Here is a 15,779-nt window from a genome sequence, read left to right on the forward strand (position 1 = left end):
TCGTTTCGAAAATAAGTGAGAATTAAGACGCTTATATTACCCTATCGTTTAAATACTTAAAACCTCCACATTAAAACTAAAGAGGGATTATAATGAAGAGAATCATCATCCGGGGTGTTTATACTCTGGTAATCGTAGGACTTCTCGCAGGGTCATTCGTGGCTTGCGGCGATAAGTCTTCATCAAACGGAGCAGACTTAGGAATACTTTCTAGTCTTCTTCCTTCTAAAAGCGGAAATGGATCTAAGTTATTTGCAGCTAGCACTTATTTTCATAACGAGATTTTTCCACCACACTGGTTGAATTGGACCACAGATGGTGCAAACCCGATTGAAACAGGACCTACTTTCTTAACACGCGGTTTGAAATGTAGCGGTCGTTATTGCGATGATGTAAATCTTCTCGCAAGCGAATCCGGATACACTCAAACTAATAGCTGGTGGACAGATTGGTTTTCAGAAGAAGGAACCAACTATCGTGTTTGCGATAACAACGCATTCGTAACAGGTATTAAATGTTCTGGAAGTTATTGCGATAACGTTTCCTTAAAATGTTCTCAGTTGAATAATAACGGTGTTAGAACAGGATGTTATTGGACTTCCGGTATTTCTGAAGAAGACGGTGGAAAATTTGTAGCTCCTGAGTCTATGTATATCGCAGGTGCAAGCTGTAATGGTCGTTATTGCGATAGTATGAGCTTATATCTTTGCCAAGCTGATAATGGTGGACCAAATGTTGATCAGGATGCACTAGCTCAACAATTTGCACCTCGTTTGAGATTTGATCAAGAGACTACTACAGGTTCTGGAGATTCCGGAAAATGTTTTACTAGCGATCCTCAAACTTATTACACTCAAAGAGCCGCAGGAGTTGCACCTCAAGATCTTTGTAATAAAGATTATTCTACAATTTCAAATAACCAAGTTCCGATTTTCTATGAAACTTCTCTAGTTGGAACGAATGCAGTTCTGATTAGATACTGGTTCTTCTACGCTTGGCAAAGTACTTGTTTCTTAAGTTTCGGAAGTCATGCGGCTGACTGGGAAGGAATGAGTGTCCTAGTAGTAAATGGCCAAATGAAACGAGTTGCTTGGTCTCAACACTCTGGATGGTATTCAAAAGAAGCGGGTAACTTTGAAGTAGCGAACGGTACTCACCCAGTTGCATATGTTGGTAAAAACGCGCATGGATCTTTCCATGATGATGGTGGATCCGGCGGATGTTTATATTTCGAAGATTTCAGAAATCCAGGTGGCAACGATTATCACCAAGATACTTGGAACAATCTTGTTCGATTGAGAAGAGGTGGAGATGCTCCTAGCTGGATGAATTGCCAAGGAAGTGGATGTTTTGACGGAATCGGTCACCCAATGGAAAGAGGAGACTGGCGTTCTAACGCAGGTTGCGGATCTGACGGTTGTGGTAAATCTTCCGTGGGTGGAAACATTCCTTTCGTAAATGATCCGAATGGTTCTGATTATTCAGCGATCATGGCAAAACATAGCGGTAAGGTGATCGATGTTCCAGGAATTAGCACGGCCGACAATGTTAATCTTTACCAATGGACTAACGTTGGCCAGGATAACCAAAGATGGACACTCGAATCCACGGGTGATGGCTACTTTAAATTTATCGCTAAACATAGCGGCAAATGTTTCGACGTGAAGAGCGGATCTACTGCAGCAGGAATGAATGTGATCCAATATTCTTGCGGTGGAGGAAATAACCAAAGATTTCAATTGCTCTCCTATGGAGACGGATTCTTTGCTCTTCAAGCAAAACATAGCAGCCAGTGTTTGGATATCGCAGGCGGCGCGACTGGAGACGGAGGTCTCTTGGTCCAATGGCCTTGTGCTTGGACTGATAACGAAAAGTTCCAGTTCTTGCGTTAAGATACTGGGCGGGTAAAACCCCGCGTCTTATGAAAGGTAGGGCTCTCGATTTTCGGGAGCCTTATTTTTTTCTGCTTCCGCAGAATCGGAATATCCCAAAAATTAGCAGAAATCCTTTTTTTGGCCCGATTAAACTGAAAATGCAAGGTCTTTCCCAACAGGAATTTATCACTCTATATGAGTCCTGCAGAAATACTGTGTATCATTTCCTGCTCAAATTTTCAGGAAATCCGGAAATTGCCGAAGATTTGACCCAAGAGACATTCTTAAAGGCCTTTGAGGTCATGGATCGCTTTGACCCAAATAGGGGAAGCTTCTCTTCTTGGTCATGCACGATCGCTAAAAATCTATACTTTAAACATTTCAATCGTACAAAGAAGGAGACGGGCAACGTCTCAATTAATGTAGAGAACTTTCCGGAACTCTCAGGAGGGAATCATGAAGATCCTCTGGAATTGGAAAAAAATTCTCTTAATTTAGCATTAAAAGATGGGGTTTCACGTCTTCCTGAGCCTGAAAAGAGTATAATATTACTGAAGGAAATCCAGAAGAAGACTCTCAAAGAGACTGCAGATGCTCTTGGAATATCCGAGAGGACCGTTAGTCGTCGCTTATTAAGTGCGTTTAGATTATTAAGAACGCATCTTGAAGCAGAAGGGATCGGACTATAAGATGACATTACATACGCAACAGTCAAATAGTTTCGAAGAACTACTAGAGTTATATCTTTCTGGCGAGCTTGACGCCGCTGGAAAGAAACAACTTTTGGAAATTGTATTAAAAGATCCTGACAGAGCGGCCGAATACCGAAAAATTACTCAGATCCAGTCACAACTTAGAACTTCTAGTGCTTCTTTAGAGTTAAAAAAACTTTCTCCTAAAACTTCTTCTAAAAAAATCATTCCTTTCCCTAAACCTGCGATCTATCTTGCGGCTGCAGCTATAGTATTTGCATCTTTTGGAATATATTTTTATCAAAATTCTTCGATTAAAAAAGGGGAAGCTACTTTAGATAAGTTCACTTATTCATATGGTGATTGTTCTATTGAAGGTAAAACTTCTCAAGCTGGAGAGAATGTGTCCGGCAAGAGGATCGTATCAGGGAAATCTTCAATTTGCGACGTTCAATTAGAAGGGGAGAAGAGTGTTGCACTTAGAGCCTTACCTAATTCAGACTTCACTGCTGAACGTAAAGAAAATGCAATCCATGTTTCTCTTGGATATGGAACAATTCTTCTTGATAGCCAAGGCCCGAAAGACGCAGAAAATATTTCTATAGGTTCTGATGACTTCAGATTAATTTTAGAAGGAACTAAGGTCTCGGTCAACAAAGGACGTACGGATTCTTCTCTCTCTGTAAAAGTATTAGAAGGAAAAGTTAGATTTGAATCTGGAGATGCGATTTTCTTCGAGTCAGTCTCCAGTTGGTTGACCAAGGAAGAAATCGCTCTTCTCGCAAAAGAATATCCTATCTTATTTGATAAACAAGAACTAACAATAGAATCAGGACAACAGCTTGCATGGAAAGGATTCTCTCCAGCGAGAATGAAAGGTCTCAAAAGAATCGAAGATTCGATCAAAGCAAGTAAGAAGTCCCAGCCTAGCGTGCAATTAGATGAAACTTTAATTAAAAGTTTAAAACCTCATGTGGATTCTCTTCCTAAGGATCCGTTCCTTATCTCTCCTAAAGAGCTTAAGAATTCTCTCAAAAAAATACTTCCTGATGAAAAAGCGGACCTGGAAAGAAAGTTTGCGAGTATGGTCCGTTTCCCTCCAAAAGACCTGAAAGAAAGAGAACAATTGATGGAGTTGGTCAAGAAGGTCGACAAAGCATCCATTTTGGATATCTTAAATAGTAAAGGTCCAGGTGCTGCTCCTCGAGAAATCTCTCAAGAAGTTCGTATTCTTTACCTAAAAGACGGATCTATGGAAAGAGGGATTATCTACCAGCAAGATAGCTTCTATGTAGTATTAAGACCGGATGGTAACTTGATTATTCCGGTAGATGCTGTAGAAAGAATAGAATCTGAGTAATTAGTGATTTAAGTTCTTCTTCCAAAACGGAAGATATAATAAAGTAAATACTAACATTCCTAAAGCCTGCATCCAAAGGATATAAATAGGCCAAGGGCCTAAATAATCCATCAAAGAGCCTGCGGCAGACTTCTCCCTCATATATCCATAATTTGAATCTAATGCAAAATCTATAATTAAAGCAACAACCACGTAAATTTGGCTATAAAGAACTGATCTAAGCACTGCTCCTTTTCTAGGAGTTAACTCTAAACCAAATACAACATAAAGAGCAGAAATCACCAGACCGGAATGCGCGATAAAAAATATAAAAAAGTAAATATGAGGAAATGTAACCGAAAGATCTGGAGTGATTACTCCTTGCATAGAACCTGCAATGACCCAAAAATAAGAAAGTTCTGCCAGAGTTCTGTTCATAGTAAATAATGCCAGAGAGGTTACAATTGCCGACCAATTGCAAAATTCCATAGGCAGATCATAACGTATCTGCCAATAGCCTGAATCTATTCTATATATTACGTAAACAAAATAGTTTAAAAGAAGAATGATACCAAGAGTATATCCGATGATATTTTTGGTTTTGGAAGAAGCAAATTTTCTAGCAAAATATGGGAGACTGAAACTGAGGAATGCAGTAAGAAAAAGAATAATAAAATGGAGAGGGCCCCAATGTTCGAATCTCATAGAAGATACCCTCTCCTTGCGTTAGCTAAATTTCAAATCATAAATTCAATCAAAGAGTGGATTATTCTTTACGCTAAAGATCATTTTCATTTCTTCTTCAGTGAATTGGTGAGGTCTTTTTCTTTTTAGATCCATAAAAAGTCCATGTACTACCGAAGTAAGAATCAACTTTTTTGTTTTTTTAGAGAATACATCATGACGAAATGCTAATCGATTCTTCTCTGCTTTTTGATAAACCGTAACAATTACAAAATCATCCGGAAAACTCATTGTGCCAAAGTAATTCAAATCAGCTTTGTAAACCACCGGGCCGATTCCTTTCGCCTGTAATGAATGCAGGTCCAATCCACATTGATAAGAAGATCGAATCCTGGCATCATCTAGATAATACTGGATCGTTTCTAAATTTACCTTTCCTTCTGGATCCATCTCCGGCCAGCCAACGCTGATCGGATGATAGAACGCATAAGGGTAATCAGCTTCGGAATAAAAGACTTCTTCCGCATCATCAAAAAGGCTTAAAACGAATTTTGCCTTACATACTAATACAGAATCGGAAGTACGAAAGATTTCCTGCATGATCTCAGTAGATTCTGGATCGGAGTGAAGGATGTCTGTAGTAACAATAGCATCTTCTGGATATTTTAGCTCTGCTTTATATTCTATTACGCTTTGGCGGACTACCAAGCGGTCTGAACTCAGGATTGCTTCCCCTTCTTCTTTTAAAAGTTGGAAGGTTTTGATCCTTGCTTCTTCAAAATAACTTTGGTACGTTCCATTGTTTACATGTCCGTTTACATCTATATCCGATTTACGGACAGGAACTGTAAAAGATGTGATGATCTTATCTGTTTTTTCCATGAGCCTCATAAAAAAGCCTCCGGTAGACAAATCGGTCTACTGCATAAATTCCAGAATAAATTATGGTAGACAAGTCAGTCTACCATAATTATAATAAAGGGAGGAAAAAATGAGAATTCAAAAAGACTTAATTCGGTCTGACGACCCTGCAAAGGACAGAATCCTAAAGGCAGCTTTCAAATTATTCTATTCCAAGGGTTATCCCAATACAGGGATAAATGAAATCCTCGAAGAAGCGGGAGCTTTTAAGAAGAGCTTGTACATTCATTTTCCATCTAAAAAGGATTTGGGTAAGGCTTATCTTTTGGAACAGGAAGAAGCTATATTAGGTTTTGTTAAAAGGATTGCTAAGAAGGAAAAGAAATATTCGGACTTTATTAAATCTTGGATGAAAATGTTGAGAAGAGGTTTGAAAAATACTTATATTTACGGCTGTCCTTACGCGAATTTATCCAACCAGACACATGATGAGCCGGAGATCTCAGATTTTGTGAAGGTAGCATTGAACCGATGGGTTCTCGACTTCGAACTTTGTTTAAAAGAAATTACCTGGAATTCTAAAAAGGTAAAAACTGAGTCTGAATTGAAAGACATTTCAGAAAGTATCCTTTTTTATTATCAAGGGGCTTTGCAATTATACGGAATGTCTGGAGATTTCAAACATATTCATCGTTTAGAAAAAGCACTTCTTTCCTTAGATAATTAATATAATATTTTTAGGTTTTATTAATCCCAAATAGAGTTAGCGCATTCTACCAGATCACCAGCAAAATAATGTGGGAAAGAATAAGCTAATTTCCCAGTGATCGGGTTTAAATCTTTATAAGAAACGGAATCGATCCTTAAGGTATCCGATTCGTCTCTGTAAATTTTGAATTTCAAGTGAAGTTTAAATTTATCTTTTCCGAATTTGAAACTTGTATTATTCTTACATGTTTTAAAACAATTATCGAATACTTCTTCGGTGTTTTGATTAGATCTTAGAGTCAGTGATTGTTCCTTACAATTAAAAGAACACTCATCCGGATCGGCAGGCTCATACGGAAATTCGATCAATACATCCTTATTTCCTTCGATTTTATAAGAGCCGTGTATGATTGGCACCAATTCTCCCGGCCTTCTGCTTCTCATTATTGCGCCGGAAGGTGGACTCAGGATTAATTCTAGACCGCTAATCTCTAAATATAGTTTAGAATCTATTTTAGGAAAATTTTTTTCCCAGTTTAAACATACCGTTTTACTATCTGACTGCGCCCCTATGAAAAAAGGAATACAGAGTAAAAAACTGAATAGAATGGAGAATAAGAACAACTTAACTTTCATCTGCTTGAAAGAATATTCTATAATGAGTTAGGTTAGTCTACCAGCAGAAAAATCAGATTTTCATTACAGATTTAGCATTACTCATTACTCTTAGCTTCTAACTTTTGAATGTCCTTCGCAAATTCTTTTAAAAGAGAAGGATCGAATTTTTTACTACCTGGTCTGTCCCGAACCTTCCCCCATAAAAACGCAGCTATATTCAGTTTATTTTTAAGCGGAGAAGTTTTTGTACTAGAATGAAAATCTTTAACAAAACGATTCCATCTTAGAACGCGATCATCCGGCCTTTCTTCCTTGGGAGGATTTTCATACACCTTCAAAAGATCTTGGACAGAGAGTTTTAGATTTCCGACCTTCTCAGCATCTCGAACTGCTTCTGCCATTGCCTTGGTAAAACTGAATTTTTTAAGACCATAGTAATCTCTGCAGAATTCTCTAAATTTAGAGTCAAAACGAATTCCTTCTGGAATGATTTTAGATTTGAGAGTGATCTCCTTTCCACTTTTGTTTTTTCTGCGAATTGATATTGGGCTTATAGATGTATTTTCCTTTTTGAGGAACATATCTCTGCCTAATTTAATATACGATCTTAACCTTTCTTCAAGTTCCGCTTTGGCACCTTTGGAAGATATTTTTAATCCTGTGCAAATTTCTTGTAATTCTTCTCTGTACCAATAATGAGACTCGAATTCCGAGATTGTTTTGATTTTTTCAAAAGAAGGACGTAATTTCATTTTTGTTTGCAGGAATTCCAACAATAAGAAGGGATTTATTTTTTCTATTTAGAATTCCAAGCAGGCTTGGACTTTAATGCTTTTTTATAAATCGGACATCCAGGTCCGTGAGCACCTTCTAAATATCCTGTGCTCATTAAAAACTCATTCACTATTTCTCCACCCACAAATACAAAAGTTTTCTTGAATAGTTTGGTCCATTCATCCAATGATTTGGGATGGTGAGAGGCTAACCAATCTTGAAAACTTCCGAATTCTTTTTGAAGACCGACGATCACATTTGCATTATGAATTGCAGCATTTATCTTAAGTTTATTTCGAATGATCCCTGCATCGTTCATAAGTCGATCAAAATCTTTTTCAGAAAACTTTGAGATCTTTCCGATGGAAAAATTTTTATAAGCCTTTCGAAAGTTTTCCTTCTTTCTTAAAATTGTTGTCCAAGATAGACCAGCTTGATTGATTTCTAAAATAAACCGGCCAAATAACTCGTCGTCTGACTTTAAGGTAAAACCGTATTCTGTGTCATGATACGTTTTGTTTTCAGGATCTTGATCCTTTTCGAGTGAAAGAACGTAATGGCAATATTTTGTAAGAGAATTCATATACTAAAGATAGGATAATCCTAAGAATTAATTCGCTTCTTACAAAAGAACAGGCAAGAAATTTTTTGAATTCTTCTCTCGCCTGTTCATAAATCTATAAAATAAGTATTCGGTCTAAAAACCAATTAACATTCCTCCATCTACTCTAAGAGTTGCTCCTGTAATCCAATCCGCTTCGTCGGAAGAAAGGAATGCAACTGCCGAAGCTACTGCTTCCTCGGGATTCCTTTTGATCTTTAAAGGAATCGAATTCAAAATAGAATTTCTAATTTCTTCCGGAACATGTTCAGCAAATCTATTATTTATAAAACCGGAAGCGACACAGTTTACGGTGATATTTCTAGAAGCAAGTTCCCTCGCCGCAGATTTGGTGAGTGCGAATAGTCCAGCTTTTGCCGAAGAATAATTTGCCTGTCCTGCATTCCCATAAAATCCAGAGACAGATCCAATGTTTACGATTCTACCTGAACTTTTCTTTATCATAAACTTTGCAGCAGTTTGTATTCCAAAGAAAGCAGCTTTCAGATTTACTGAGTGTACCTTCTCCCATTTTTCCTCAGACATTCTCAAGAGAAGATCGTCTTGAACTATTCCGGCATTATTGATCCAAATATCCAAGGCTCCCGTTTTCTCAAATGCAAACTCAGCCAATTCCTTGTTTTGTTGTTTAGATGTGACATCGCAGGTTTTCCAGAAGACTTTTTCTGGGCTGAGTTTTGCTAATTCATCCGCCGTTTCTTTACAATTGGAATCATCAAGGTCGGAGAGAATAATATTAGAACCTCTTTCCAAAAACATCTTTGCGATTGTTTTACCTATTCCTCTAGCCGATCCTGTGATTACCGCAGTTTTACCTTCTAACATAATCATTCTCCTATTTATTTCGATGTCGAAATATTGGTTCAAAAAAATTTACATCATATATCAAAATTCGAATGGATCTTCGTTAAAATTCGCATGAATTCTTCTTTTTCCCCTTGCTCCAAATTCAGACTAAGCCTTGAAAGTGTAGCTTTGGATGCCTTTTGCACTTTTTCTAAGGTTTGTTTTCCCTTCTCGGTTAATTCTGCCGAAGTTACTCTTTCGTCTTCATAAGGTTTGGATCGTTTAACATAGCCAAATTCTTCCATCTTATCTAAAAGAGCAGTTACTGTAGAATTGGTTCTGTCCAAAAACTTTGCCAATTCACTCATTGTTAGAGGACCTTCTTTACCTAATATAAAAAGTACACCTCCATGAGCGGGGACAAGATCTTGAATACCTTGCTTAAGGAATTCTTCGGACAAATGTTTTTGGATCCGATCCCTGGTCCTAGACAATAAATGAATTACATATTCAGGCTTCACTTATTTAGACATCGAAATAGTTGTAAAGTTTTGTCAAGTTGGAAATTCTGAAATTTTTTCAGGATTTGTCGAATGTTAATAAGTTTACTGAGGTTCTGGGACTTTCTAGATATGCCAAACCCGAAACCGTTCGATACATTTACTCAAATGTTGGAGAACGATAAAGATATTGAAGTTGTGCAAATTTGGGTAGATGATAGCAATGCTTCTGAATCGAATCATTTTTGTTTGATTAAAAAACCTGAGGACGGTTGAATCAATTACGATCGTAATGAAAGTTTAGGAATGGTCGAAGTAGGTAAAGTAATAAAACTATAGCATCTTCAGGATACTAAGATCTACAAAATCTATGGACTTAATAACTAATAAAGGAATTTAAAATGAAGCTATTAATATTTTCTATTTTTCTAGTAATGTATGTTAGCTGTACTGCTAATTCACGAGTAGAAAATAAGAATATTTCCGTAGCTGAAGGTCAAGCAGAGAAAAAAGGTAGGACTATATATAGAGTACTTTCTAAAAAAGAATATTTGGTTAATAAAACTATATTGTCTGGTGGTTCCAGAGAAATTTATGAAGCTATACGAAAGAAGAATTCGAAACTAAAAGAAAAAGGAAACGCGATTTTTTGTGGGGAATTTAACCCTCAAACATTGACCATTCGGATTCAATATGTAGCGAAAGAATATGATGATATGAAACATTCTCTTTTACAGCTTACAGAGAATAGCCCGAATATTTACACGGTTCATTTTGGAAATGAACCATTGCATGATGGAATATTCCAGGAAACAGATGATCAAGCTGATACTAAGTTTTGGCAAATTGGTCTTTTTCCAGTTGGAGCAATACCAAGGATTTCCAATCCAACAAATGACCTTGGAATTTTTACAAACAGATTTTTCGACGTTAAATCCATTGCTCTTAACAAAAAGAAAATAGATACAATCCGAGACTGCATTATGAATTTTAGAATCCAGTGGTGTGGAGAACAGGCCAATCCGAAAGATCGAGAGTGGCCTGCATGTGATCCACCAGGTAATGAATATTAAATTTATTCTAAATTAATCACAGGACTGCCGTCTTAATTGCAAAAAACTAATTCCTACGACTTAAGATAAAAAATAAACTATCCACATTAACGTTAGTGCGCGCCTAACAAATTTTTTGTTTCTCAATATAGGTGCAGAGGAGTTGTTATGCGAATCATAATTTTTTCAATTCTTTTCTCTCTCGTTACTGAAATCCATTCCCAGGCTAATAATTGTTTCATTGAGGAAGGTAATAAAATCTGCATAAGGAAAATTGCATGGTAGATACGAGTATTTTGATGATGAAGGTTTACAAATTTTAAAGGCATCGTTAGAGATTTGGAAAGACCCAAATATAAAATGGAACAAGTGGATATATTGATATAACTTATAATGATATTTTTCGCAGGCCCGGGAAATATCCTAAATAGGTAAACTAGCATATTTGGATTCTCTTGCTATTTAGCGGTCTAATTCGAGAAATTCCTTCCAAATCGATTTTCTGAGAGATTCTGTAAAAATCTGTGACCGATGTGTCAAAATTTTTCGTATAATAGAATATGGGGCTTTCGTTCAGACATTTAGTTTATTTTATATTATTTGTATTCTCTTTCATAATGAGTTCGAATTGTGAAGGCGATCTATACGAAATCCAAGATCCTTCTTTGGGGATGGTAAAAGATGCGGCCTATTATGTTGAGGCACACAGATTAGCAGACACTCATAATTTGAGGATTTTTGCTGAGCCATCTGAGCATAATGTATATGCTCATTTTAATTTGAAAGTTTCTCCTGCACTTTTTCTGAAACAAGGTTGGAAGAATGGAAGCCTTGTCGATGAAAGTTTTTGGAAAGAAGAGCTATCTTGGGATATTCTTCATTTCGGATTGGAAGCTCCGATAGATTTAACGGATGCTAAAGTTTATATTAGAGAAGATCGGTCCAGAAATTTTTCAGGTAATATCGAGGTACTTGTTCTCACAGGAAATGAAGGTTATCTGGTTTGCAGGCCATTTTCTTCAGATTCTAAATCCTATTTAAGCAATTTTATTTTTTAGGTCTTTCTTGAGAACCTGCGGGTTCCCGAAAATTTATCTCGAATAGATCGTAATGTGATTCTCTTACACCGGTTACGTAGGCAACAGAGACACCTAGATAATATTTGCCAGAATACTTCATAGCTTTCCAAGCGAATTCTGCCATTTCTTCTGAGGTGATTGAAAATGGATGTATTCTTCCTCTAGACTCGTCCATATAAAGGCCTTCGTAAGTTCCTACCATCGTTCCTTTGTATTCTAAACTTACGATCCTTCCCGTTACGGAAAAGTTTCTTTTTCCACCCGTCTTGTTAGTTACCATCTTTTCGATCGGATGAGAAGTATCATGAGCTTGCACCCATACTGTAATCCTTCCGCTTGGATCTTTTACAGGGGTGCTATGAGGTATTATGTTTTCTTGATATTGTGCGTTGATTACTTCTATGCTGCTAGAAAGTGCAATCGGTTGGATCCGATGAATATTGAATTGGATCACTATTGTTTGATTCAGATTTTTCATCAGAAAATTTACTACATCTGCGTTTTCGGGACGAACGCTGACATTCGCTTTTTTACGCATAGGCATGTAACATTCGTCTCTGGTCTCATCACATTCTTCTGCCGGATCAAATGTTAAGACTTCTATCACGCCTTCATAGGATTCGTATACGATCCCGCGGCTCTCGAATTGGGTTAGTTTAGCAACTGTCCAGCCTTCAGAATAGGTTCCCAGGGCAAACACAGGGGTTTGGGACAATAATACCGAAATATAGAAGAAGACGGAATATTTTCTGAGGATCATAAATCTCTATTGGACGATGTTTTCGGTCTCTTACTACCTATCGGCATTCTTAGATTCTCTGATCTAAGTATTTTCCATTTATAAGCCGATCTAGTGCAAAATATTAAAAATTTTTCTTTCTAAATTATCACAATCTGGTTTCAAAACTACCATTATAAACGGTTTTTGGAGAGAAGTTTCTGTCTTAGAGATAAATTTCCTAGAGATCATTAAGTGTTTTGATTAAAGGATCTTTTCATTAAATGATTCTTATTTCCTCGATTACGTTATCCGTCACACTTTTCATTTTTATCCAATTTGAGGTATGGTTTCTTTTGGCAAATCATCGGATGAAATAATAATCTCGCGTATACTAAGTCTTTCTTATAAAAAAAATCGGTAAAACAAGTCCAGTTGCGTATTTTTGAGAATTTTTTGGGAACTTTTGTCTGAGTTGTATACAATTTTGGCTAACGTAGGAAGAAGGCATTCCTTCCCATCTTGGGTTTGGTGCTTATTAAAATTGGAAATAGAGAGGTCGAAAAGTTCCGATATGAAACGGTCTGCGACATTTTTTCTCAAGAGTATCCTAACTCTTGCTATTCTTTTCTCCTTCGTAAATTGTCCGAAGGGTGGAGGAAAGGGACCTTTGCTTTTACCGCCAGGTGAAACTGCAGAGGCTCCTACTCCAGATCCTACCATTCGAGTTTATAGGGGAAGTGGTACGGTAACTTCTGTTTCAGATAGTTCTACCGAAAATTTAGGAAGTGTAAAAATTACGGAAAGTAGTACTGCCCGCGTTTTTACGATTCAAAATAATGGTGAGTTAGCTTTAAATCTAACAAGCACACCTGTAATTGCAAAAACAGGCGCGGAAGCAGCACAATTTACAGTAGATCAGTCAGGTACCGATAACGTTTTGGATCCTGGAGAAACTACTGAGTTCACCGTGACTTTTTCTCCATCTGGATCAACAGGCACTAAATCGGCTCAGTTGCAAATAGCATCTAACGATCCGAATACTCCTATATTTATTTTGAACTTGAGTGGAACTGCAAATCCTGCACCTGCTCCTGATATCCAAATTAAAAGAGGATCAACTACTTTTACGAGTGGATCTAGCGTTCATACTTTCACAAGTGTTCAAGAGAATACGAGTGGAACTGCAGTATCTTTTACGATCAATAATATCGGAGATGCTACTTTAAATTTAAGTACGATTACTTTAACAGGAGCGAATTCAAACCAGTATAGCTTGGATGTAAGCGGAACAAGCAGCGCTGTTGCAGCTTCCGGATCTACAACATTCTCAGTTACATTCTCTCCTAGTTCTACTGGAACAAAAACTGCTACGATTACTATCCCAAGTGATGATGCTGGAACTCCAAATTATACTTTTGGTCTTTCCGGAACTGCAACTCCAACACCTGTTCCTGAAATGAATGTTCAGAGAGTTACAGGTTCTGTAAATATCGCCGATGGAAGTGGAACTTTCGATTTTGGAAGCCAAGTGGAAAACGTCGCCGGTTCTGCAGTTCAATTTAGGATCCAGAATTTAGGAACTGCTTCTTTAAGCTTATCCGGAACTCCGATCGTGGAAATCACTGGTACGAATTCAGATCAGTTTGAAGTAACCGTTCAGCCTAGCACAACAAGCGTAGCTAGTTCTGGAACTACAACTTTCTCTGTTAGGTTTGTTCCTACTTCTACCGGTGCAAAAACTGGGTCGATCTCGATTGCGAATAATGACTCTGATGAGAATCCTTATAATTTCACTATCACAGGTACTGGAACTCCAACACCTGCTCCTGAGATTAATTTAAAACAAGCCTCTACAAGTATTGCAAGTTCTGGAACTTATTCAGGAATTTCTGATACAAGGATTGGATCTACAAGTGCGACTACAACGTTCACAGTGGAGAACACTGGAACTGCAACCTTAAACCTGAGCGGAAGCCCTCGTGTGGTTGTGGGAGGAACGGATTCTTCTCTGTTCTCTGTGGTTTCTCAACCTTCTGCTACTGTTGCGGCGAGTGGAACTTCCACTTTCACGGTTACATTCTCCCCTACTTCTACCGGAACAAAAACTGCGACTCTTACGATCGCAAATAATGATTCGGATGAAAATAGTTATGTGATCAATTTGTCCGCGAATGGAATCGAACCAATTGCTCCTTGCTTCGATATCAATACTCAATCGGTTACATCCAACCTGAATAGTATTGCGAACTACGGTGGAAGTGGACAGACATTGTATTATTCGAGTACGATACCGATTACCATCGGACCATCTTTCCCTGCGGCGATTTATTATATCAATCAACCGCATAGCTTGACTTCTACATTGTTCGGAATGTTCAGCGGTATTTATGATTCTGCTCAGACCGGTCTTTATGAGACTAGAGATGGAGTTGGGCTCACAAATTTCTCTGGATTGTTACCGTACGGAACGACTGGTTCTCAATTCTTGAATTTATTGGGCGGAACTAATTCCATAACAATCAATCCGAACATTTCTCAAACCTATCGTTTCGATATTAACTCGCCGGTTAGCTTTAGTGCAACTAATGCGAGCTACTCGATTATCAGAGGCTGTCATCCAAGATTGACAGAAGAGAGAATATTCGTTACTACTACAGGCTCGAACAGTTCCAGTGGTTTGTCAAAGGTTTGGACTTACAGAAAGAAACTGAATATTAGGTTTATATTTGTTCAAGGTTCTTATCCGACTTACACGGTTGCTGGTTTGCAAGATGCGGTTGATAGAATTACTAGCATCTATTCTCAAGATTCTGTGAAAATAGACGTTCAATTCTCAGCTACAAGCGTATCAGCTTCCGAATTCTTGGATCTTACCGATTTCGAAGATGAAACCGGAACTCTCGCAAGTTCTTTAACTAAGTTGTATACTACAACAGGGTCAGCGCAAAGTGCAAGTTCCTTGAATATCTTCCTAACTTCGGATACTTCTAATTCGAATTATGCGGGATTATTAGGAATGGCTGCAGGAATTCCAGGTGTTCCAGGAATAGTTGCTACGAAGAAGGCGGGAATGATCGTGTTGATCGAGCCTCATAGAACTTCTGGATCAGCTGCATCTGCCCTAAGCACAACTGATCAACAATTCTTGGGAGATACGATCGCTCACGAAGCCGGTCACTTCTTAGGACTTTTCCACACGAACGAAAGAGGGGGAGCAAGCTCCACGTTGAGCATGTTCGGTCTGAATGCAAGAGATGCATTGATCGAAACTCCTTACTGTTTGAGTTCTCAGGATGTTAACACTGACGGATTCGTATCTATCTCAGAATGTTCTGGAACTGGATTCACCAATTCTGGGGCCTTAAACCTAATGTTCTGGGCCGGAGACGGTGTAACTTCTCAAACCCAACTTACTGGCGAGCAAGGTTGGATTCTTAGAAGTAACCCGTTGGCATATTAATGGAGTCGA

General features: G+C 38.0%; 16 protein-coding genes. 8 read left to right on the forward strand and 8 right to left on the reverse strand.

The features are described from left to right. Positions 1 to 203 precede the first annotated feature (203 nt). The 3 genes from B1C82_RS11330 to rsx all read left to right on the forward strand — a co-directional run bounded on the left by B1C82_RS11330 (position 204) and on the right by rsx (position 3,926). Positions 204 to 1,892, forward strand: a complete 1,689-nt coding sequence (locus B1C82_RS11330) for an RICIN domain-containing protein (protein ID WP_086448581.1) — start codon at positions 204 to 206, stop codon at positions 1,890 to 1,892. 140 nt (positions 1,893 to 2,032) lie between these two features. After that, positions 2,033 to 2,563 carry an RNA polymerase sigma factor gene (locus B1C82_RS11335; protein WP_086448582.1) on the forward strand — a complete coding sequence of 177 codons (531 nt, stop codon included), beginning with the start codon at positions 2,033 to 2,035 and terminating at the stop codon, positions 2,561 to 2,563. 1 nt (position 2,564) lies between these two features. Beyond that, positions 2,565 to 3,926: an LIMLP_03685 family anti-sigma factor gene (gene rsx / locus B1C82_RS11340; RefSeq protein WP_086447666.1), complete on the forward strand. Its 1,362-nt coding sequence runs from the start codon at positions 2,565 to 2,567 to the stop codon at positions 3,924 to 3,926. On the opposite strand, the gene B1C82_RS11345 is transcribed toward rsx, so the two are convergent. Beyond that, the gene (locus B1C82_RS11345) at positions 3,927 to 4,610 is read right to left on the reverse strand and encodes a YwaF family protein (RefSeq protein WP_086447667.1); all 684 of its coding nucleotides are present in this window, start codon (positions 4,608 to 4,610) and stop codon (positions 3,927 to 3,929) included. Positions 4,611 to 4,655: 45 nt separating this feature from the next. Next, a complete protein-coding gene (locus B1C82_RS11350; RefSeq protein ID WP_086447668.1) occupies positions 4,656 to 5,480 on the reverse strand; it encodes an acyl-CoA thioesterase in 825 nt (274 codons plus the stop codon). Positions 5,481 to 5,580: 100 nt separating this feature from the next. On the opposite strand from B1C82_RS11350, the gene B1C82_RS11355 reads away from it, so the two are divergent. Next, positions 5,581 to 6,177, forward strand: a complete 597-nt coding sequence (locus tag B1C82_RS11355; RefSeq protein WP_086447669.1) for a TetR/AcrR family transcriptional regulator — start codon at positions 5,581 to 5,583, stop codon at positions 6,175 to 6,177. Between the two features lie 20 nt (positions 6,178 to 6,197). On the opposite strand, the gene B1C82_RS11360 is transcribed toward B1C82_RS11355, so the two are convergent. From B1C82_RS11360 to B1C82_RS11380, 5 genes are all read right to left on the reverse strand, one after another. Next, positions 6,198 to 6,794: a hypothetical protein gene (locus B1C82_RS11360; protein WP_086447670.1), complete on the reverse strand. Its 597-nt coding sequence runs from the start codon at positions 6,792 to 6,794 to the stop codon at positions 6,198 to 6,200. Positions 6,795 to 6,871: 77 nt separating this feature from the next. Beyond that, positions 6,872 to 7,528 carry an SAP domain-containing protein gene (locus B1C82_RS11365; RefSeq protein WP_086448583.1) on the reverse strand — a complete coding sequence of 219 codons (657 nt, stop codon included), beginning with the start codon at positions 7,526 to 7,528 and terminating at the stop codon, positions 6,872 to 6,874. 44 nt (positions 7,529 to 7,572) lie between these two features. Further along, positions 7,573 to 8,133: a DNA-3-methyladenine glycosylase I gene (locus B1C82_RS11370; RefSeq protein ID WP_086447671.1), complete on the reverse strand. Its 561-nt coding sequence runs from the start codon at positions 8,131 to 8,133 to the stop codon at positions 7,573 to 7,575. Between the two features lie 114 nt (positions 8,134 to 8,247). Continuing rightward, positions 8,248 to 8,997, reverse strand: a complete 750-nt coding sequence (locus tag B1C82_RS11375) for a glucose 1-dehydrogenase (RefSeq protein ID WP_086447672.1) — start codon at positions 8,995 to 8,997, stop codon at positions 8,248 to 8,250. Between the two features lie 53 nt (positions 8,998 to 9,050). Further along, positions 9,051 to 9,479: a MarR family winged helix-turn-helix transcriptional regulator gene (locus B1C82_RS11380; protein WP_086447673.1), complete on the reverse strand. Its 429-nt coding sequence runs from the start codon at positions 9,477 to 9,479 to the stop codon at positions 9,051 to 9,053. Positions 9,480 to 9,551: 72 nt separating this feature from the next. On the opposite strand from B1C82_RS11380, the gene B1C82_RS11385 reads away from it, so the two are divergent. The 3 genes from B1C82_RS11385 (at position 9,552) to B1C82_RS11400 (ending at position 11,568) form a co-directional block, all read left to right on the forward strand. Further along, positions 9,552 to 9,734, forward strand: a complete 183-nt coding sequence (locus tag B1C82_RS11385; RefSeq protein WP_086447674.1) for a hypothetical protein — start codon at positions 9,552 to 9,554, stop codon at positions 9,732 to 9,734. Between the two features lie 125 nt (positions 9,735 to 9,859). Further along, on the forward strand, positions 9,860 to 10,531 hold the full coding sequence (locus tag B1C82_RS11390; protein WP_086447675.1) for a hypothetical protein: 672 nt from the start codon (positions 9,860 to 9,862) through the stop codon (positions 10,529 to 10,531). Positions 10,532 to 11,127: 596 nt separating this feature from the next. After that, complete coding sequence (locus B1C82_RS11400) at positions 11,128 to 11,568, forward strand: hypothetical protein (RefSeq protein ID WP_235848614.1); 441 nt, start codon at positions 11,128 to 11,130, stop codon at positions 11,566 to 11,568. Here the strand turns inward: B1C82_RS11400 and lsa26 are convergent. Beyond that, complete coding sequence (lsa26, locus tag B1C82_RS11405; protein WP_086447678.1) at positions 11,558 to 12,349, reverse strand: surface adhesion protein Lsa26; 792 nt, start codon at positions 12,347 to 12,349, stop codon at positions 11,558 to 11,560. The two genes, B1C82_RS11400 and lsa26, sit on opposite strands and share 11 nt — an antisense overlap. A 532-nt stretch (positions 12,350 to 12,881) precedes the next feature. Between lsa26 and B1C82_RS11410 the strand changes: the two genes are divergently transcribed. After that, positions 12,882 to 15,770, forward strand: coding sequence for a choice-of-anchor D domain-containing protein (locus B1C82_RS11410; RefSeq protein ID WP_157894125.1), 2,889 nt, complete (start codon positions 12,882 to 12,884; stop codon positions 15,768 to 15,770). Positions 15,771 to 15,779: the final 9 nt, after the last annotated feature.

This window comes from Leptospira venezuelensis, from assembly GCF_002150035.1.
Classification (GTDB): Bacteria; Spirochaetota; Leptospiria; order Leptospirales; family Leptospiraceae; genus Leptospira_B; species Leptospira_B venezuelensis.

Coding starts and splice junctions, on each gene's coding strand:
- B1C82_RS11335 (WP_086448582.1), top strand. CDS start 2,033: ATGCAAGGTCTTTCCCAACAGGAATTTATCACTCTATATGAGTCCTGC.
- rsx (WP_086447666.1), top strand. CDS start 2,565: ATGACATTACATACGCAACAGTCAAATAGTTTCGAAGAACTACTAGAG.
- B1C82_RS11345 (WP_086447667.1), bottom strand. CDS start 4,610: ATGAGATTCGAACATTGGGGCCCTCTCCATTTTATTATTCTTTTTCTT.
- B1C82_RS11350 (WP_086447668.1), bottom strand. CDS start 5,480: ATGAGGCTCATGGAAAAAACAGATAAGATCATCACATCTTTTACAGTT.
- B1C82_RS11355 (WP_086447669.1), top strand. CDS start 5,581: ATGAGAATTCAAAAAGACTTAATTCGGTCTGACGACCCTGCAAAGGAC.
- B1C82_RS11360 (WP_086447670.1), bottom strand. CDS start 6,794: ATGAAAGTTAAGTTGTTCTTATTCTCCATTCTATTCAGTTTTTTACTC.
- B1C82_RS11365 (WP_086448583.1), bottom strand. CDS start 7,528: ATGAAATTACGTCCTTCTTTTGAAAAAATCAAAACAATCTCGGAATTC.
- B1C82_RS11370 (WP_086447671.1), bottom strand. CDS start 8,133: ATGAATTCTCTTACAAAATATTGCCATTACGTTCTTTCACTCGAAAAG.
- B1C82_RS11375 (WP_086447672.1), bottom strand. CDS start 8,997: ATGTTAGAAGGTAAAACTGCGGTAATCACAGGATCGGCTAGAGGAATA.
- B1C82_RS11385 (WP_086447674.1), top strand. CDS start 9,552: ATGTTAATAAGTTTACTGAGGTTCTGGGACTTTCTAGATATGCCAAAC.
- B1C82_RS11390 (WP_086447675.1), top strand. CDS start 9,860: ATGAAGCTATTAATATTTTCTATTTTTCTAGTAATGTATGTTAGCTGT.
- B1C82_RS11400 (WP_235848614.1), top strand. CDS start 11,128: ATGAGTTCGAATTGTGAAGGCGATCTATACGAAATCCAAGATCCTTCT.
- lsa26 (WP_086447678.1), bottom strand. CDS start 12,349: ATGATCCTCAGAAAATATTCCGTCTTCTTCTATATTTCGGTATTATTG.
- B1C82_RS11410 (WP_157894125.1), top strand. CDS start 12,882: ATGAAACGGTCTGCGACATTTTTTCTCAAGAGTATCCTAACTCTTGCT.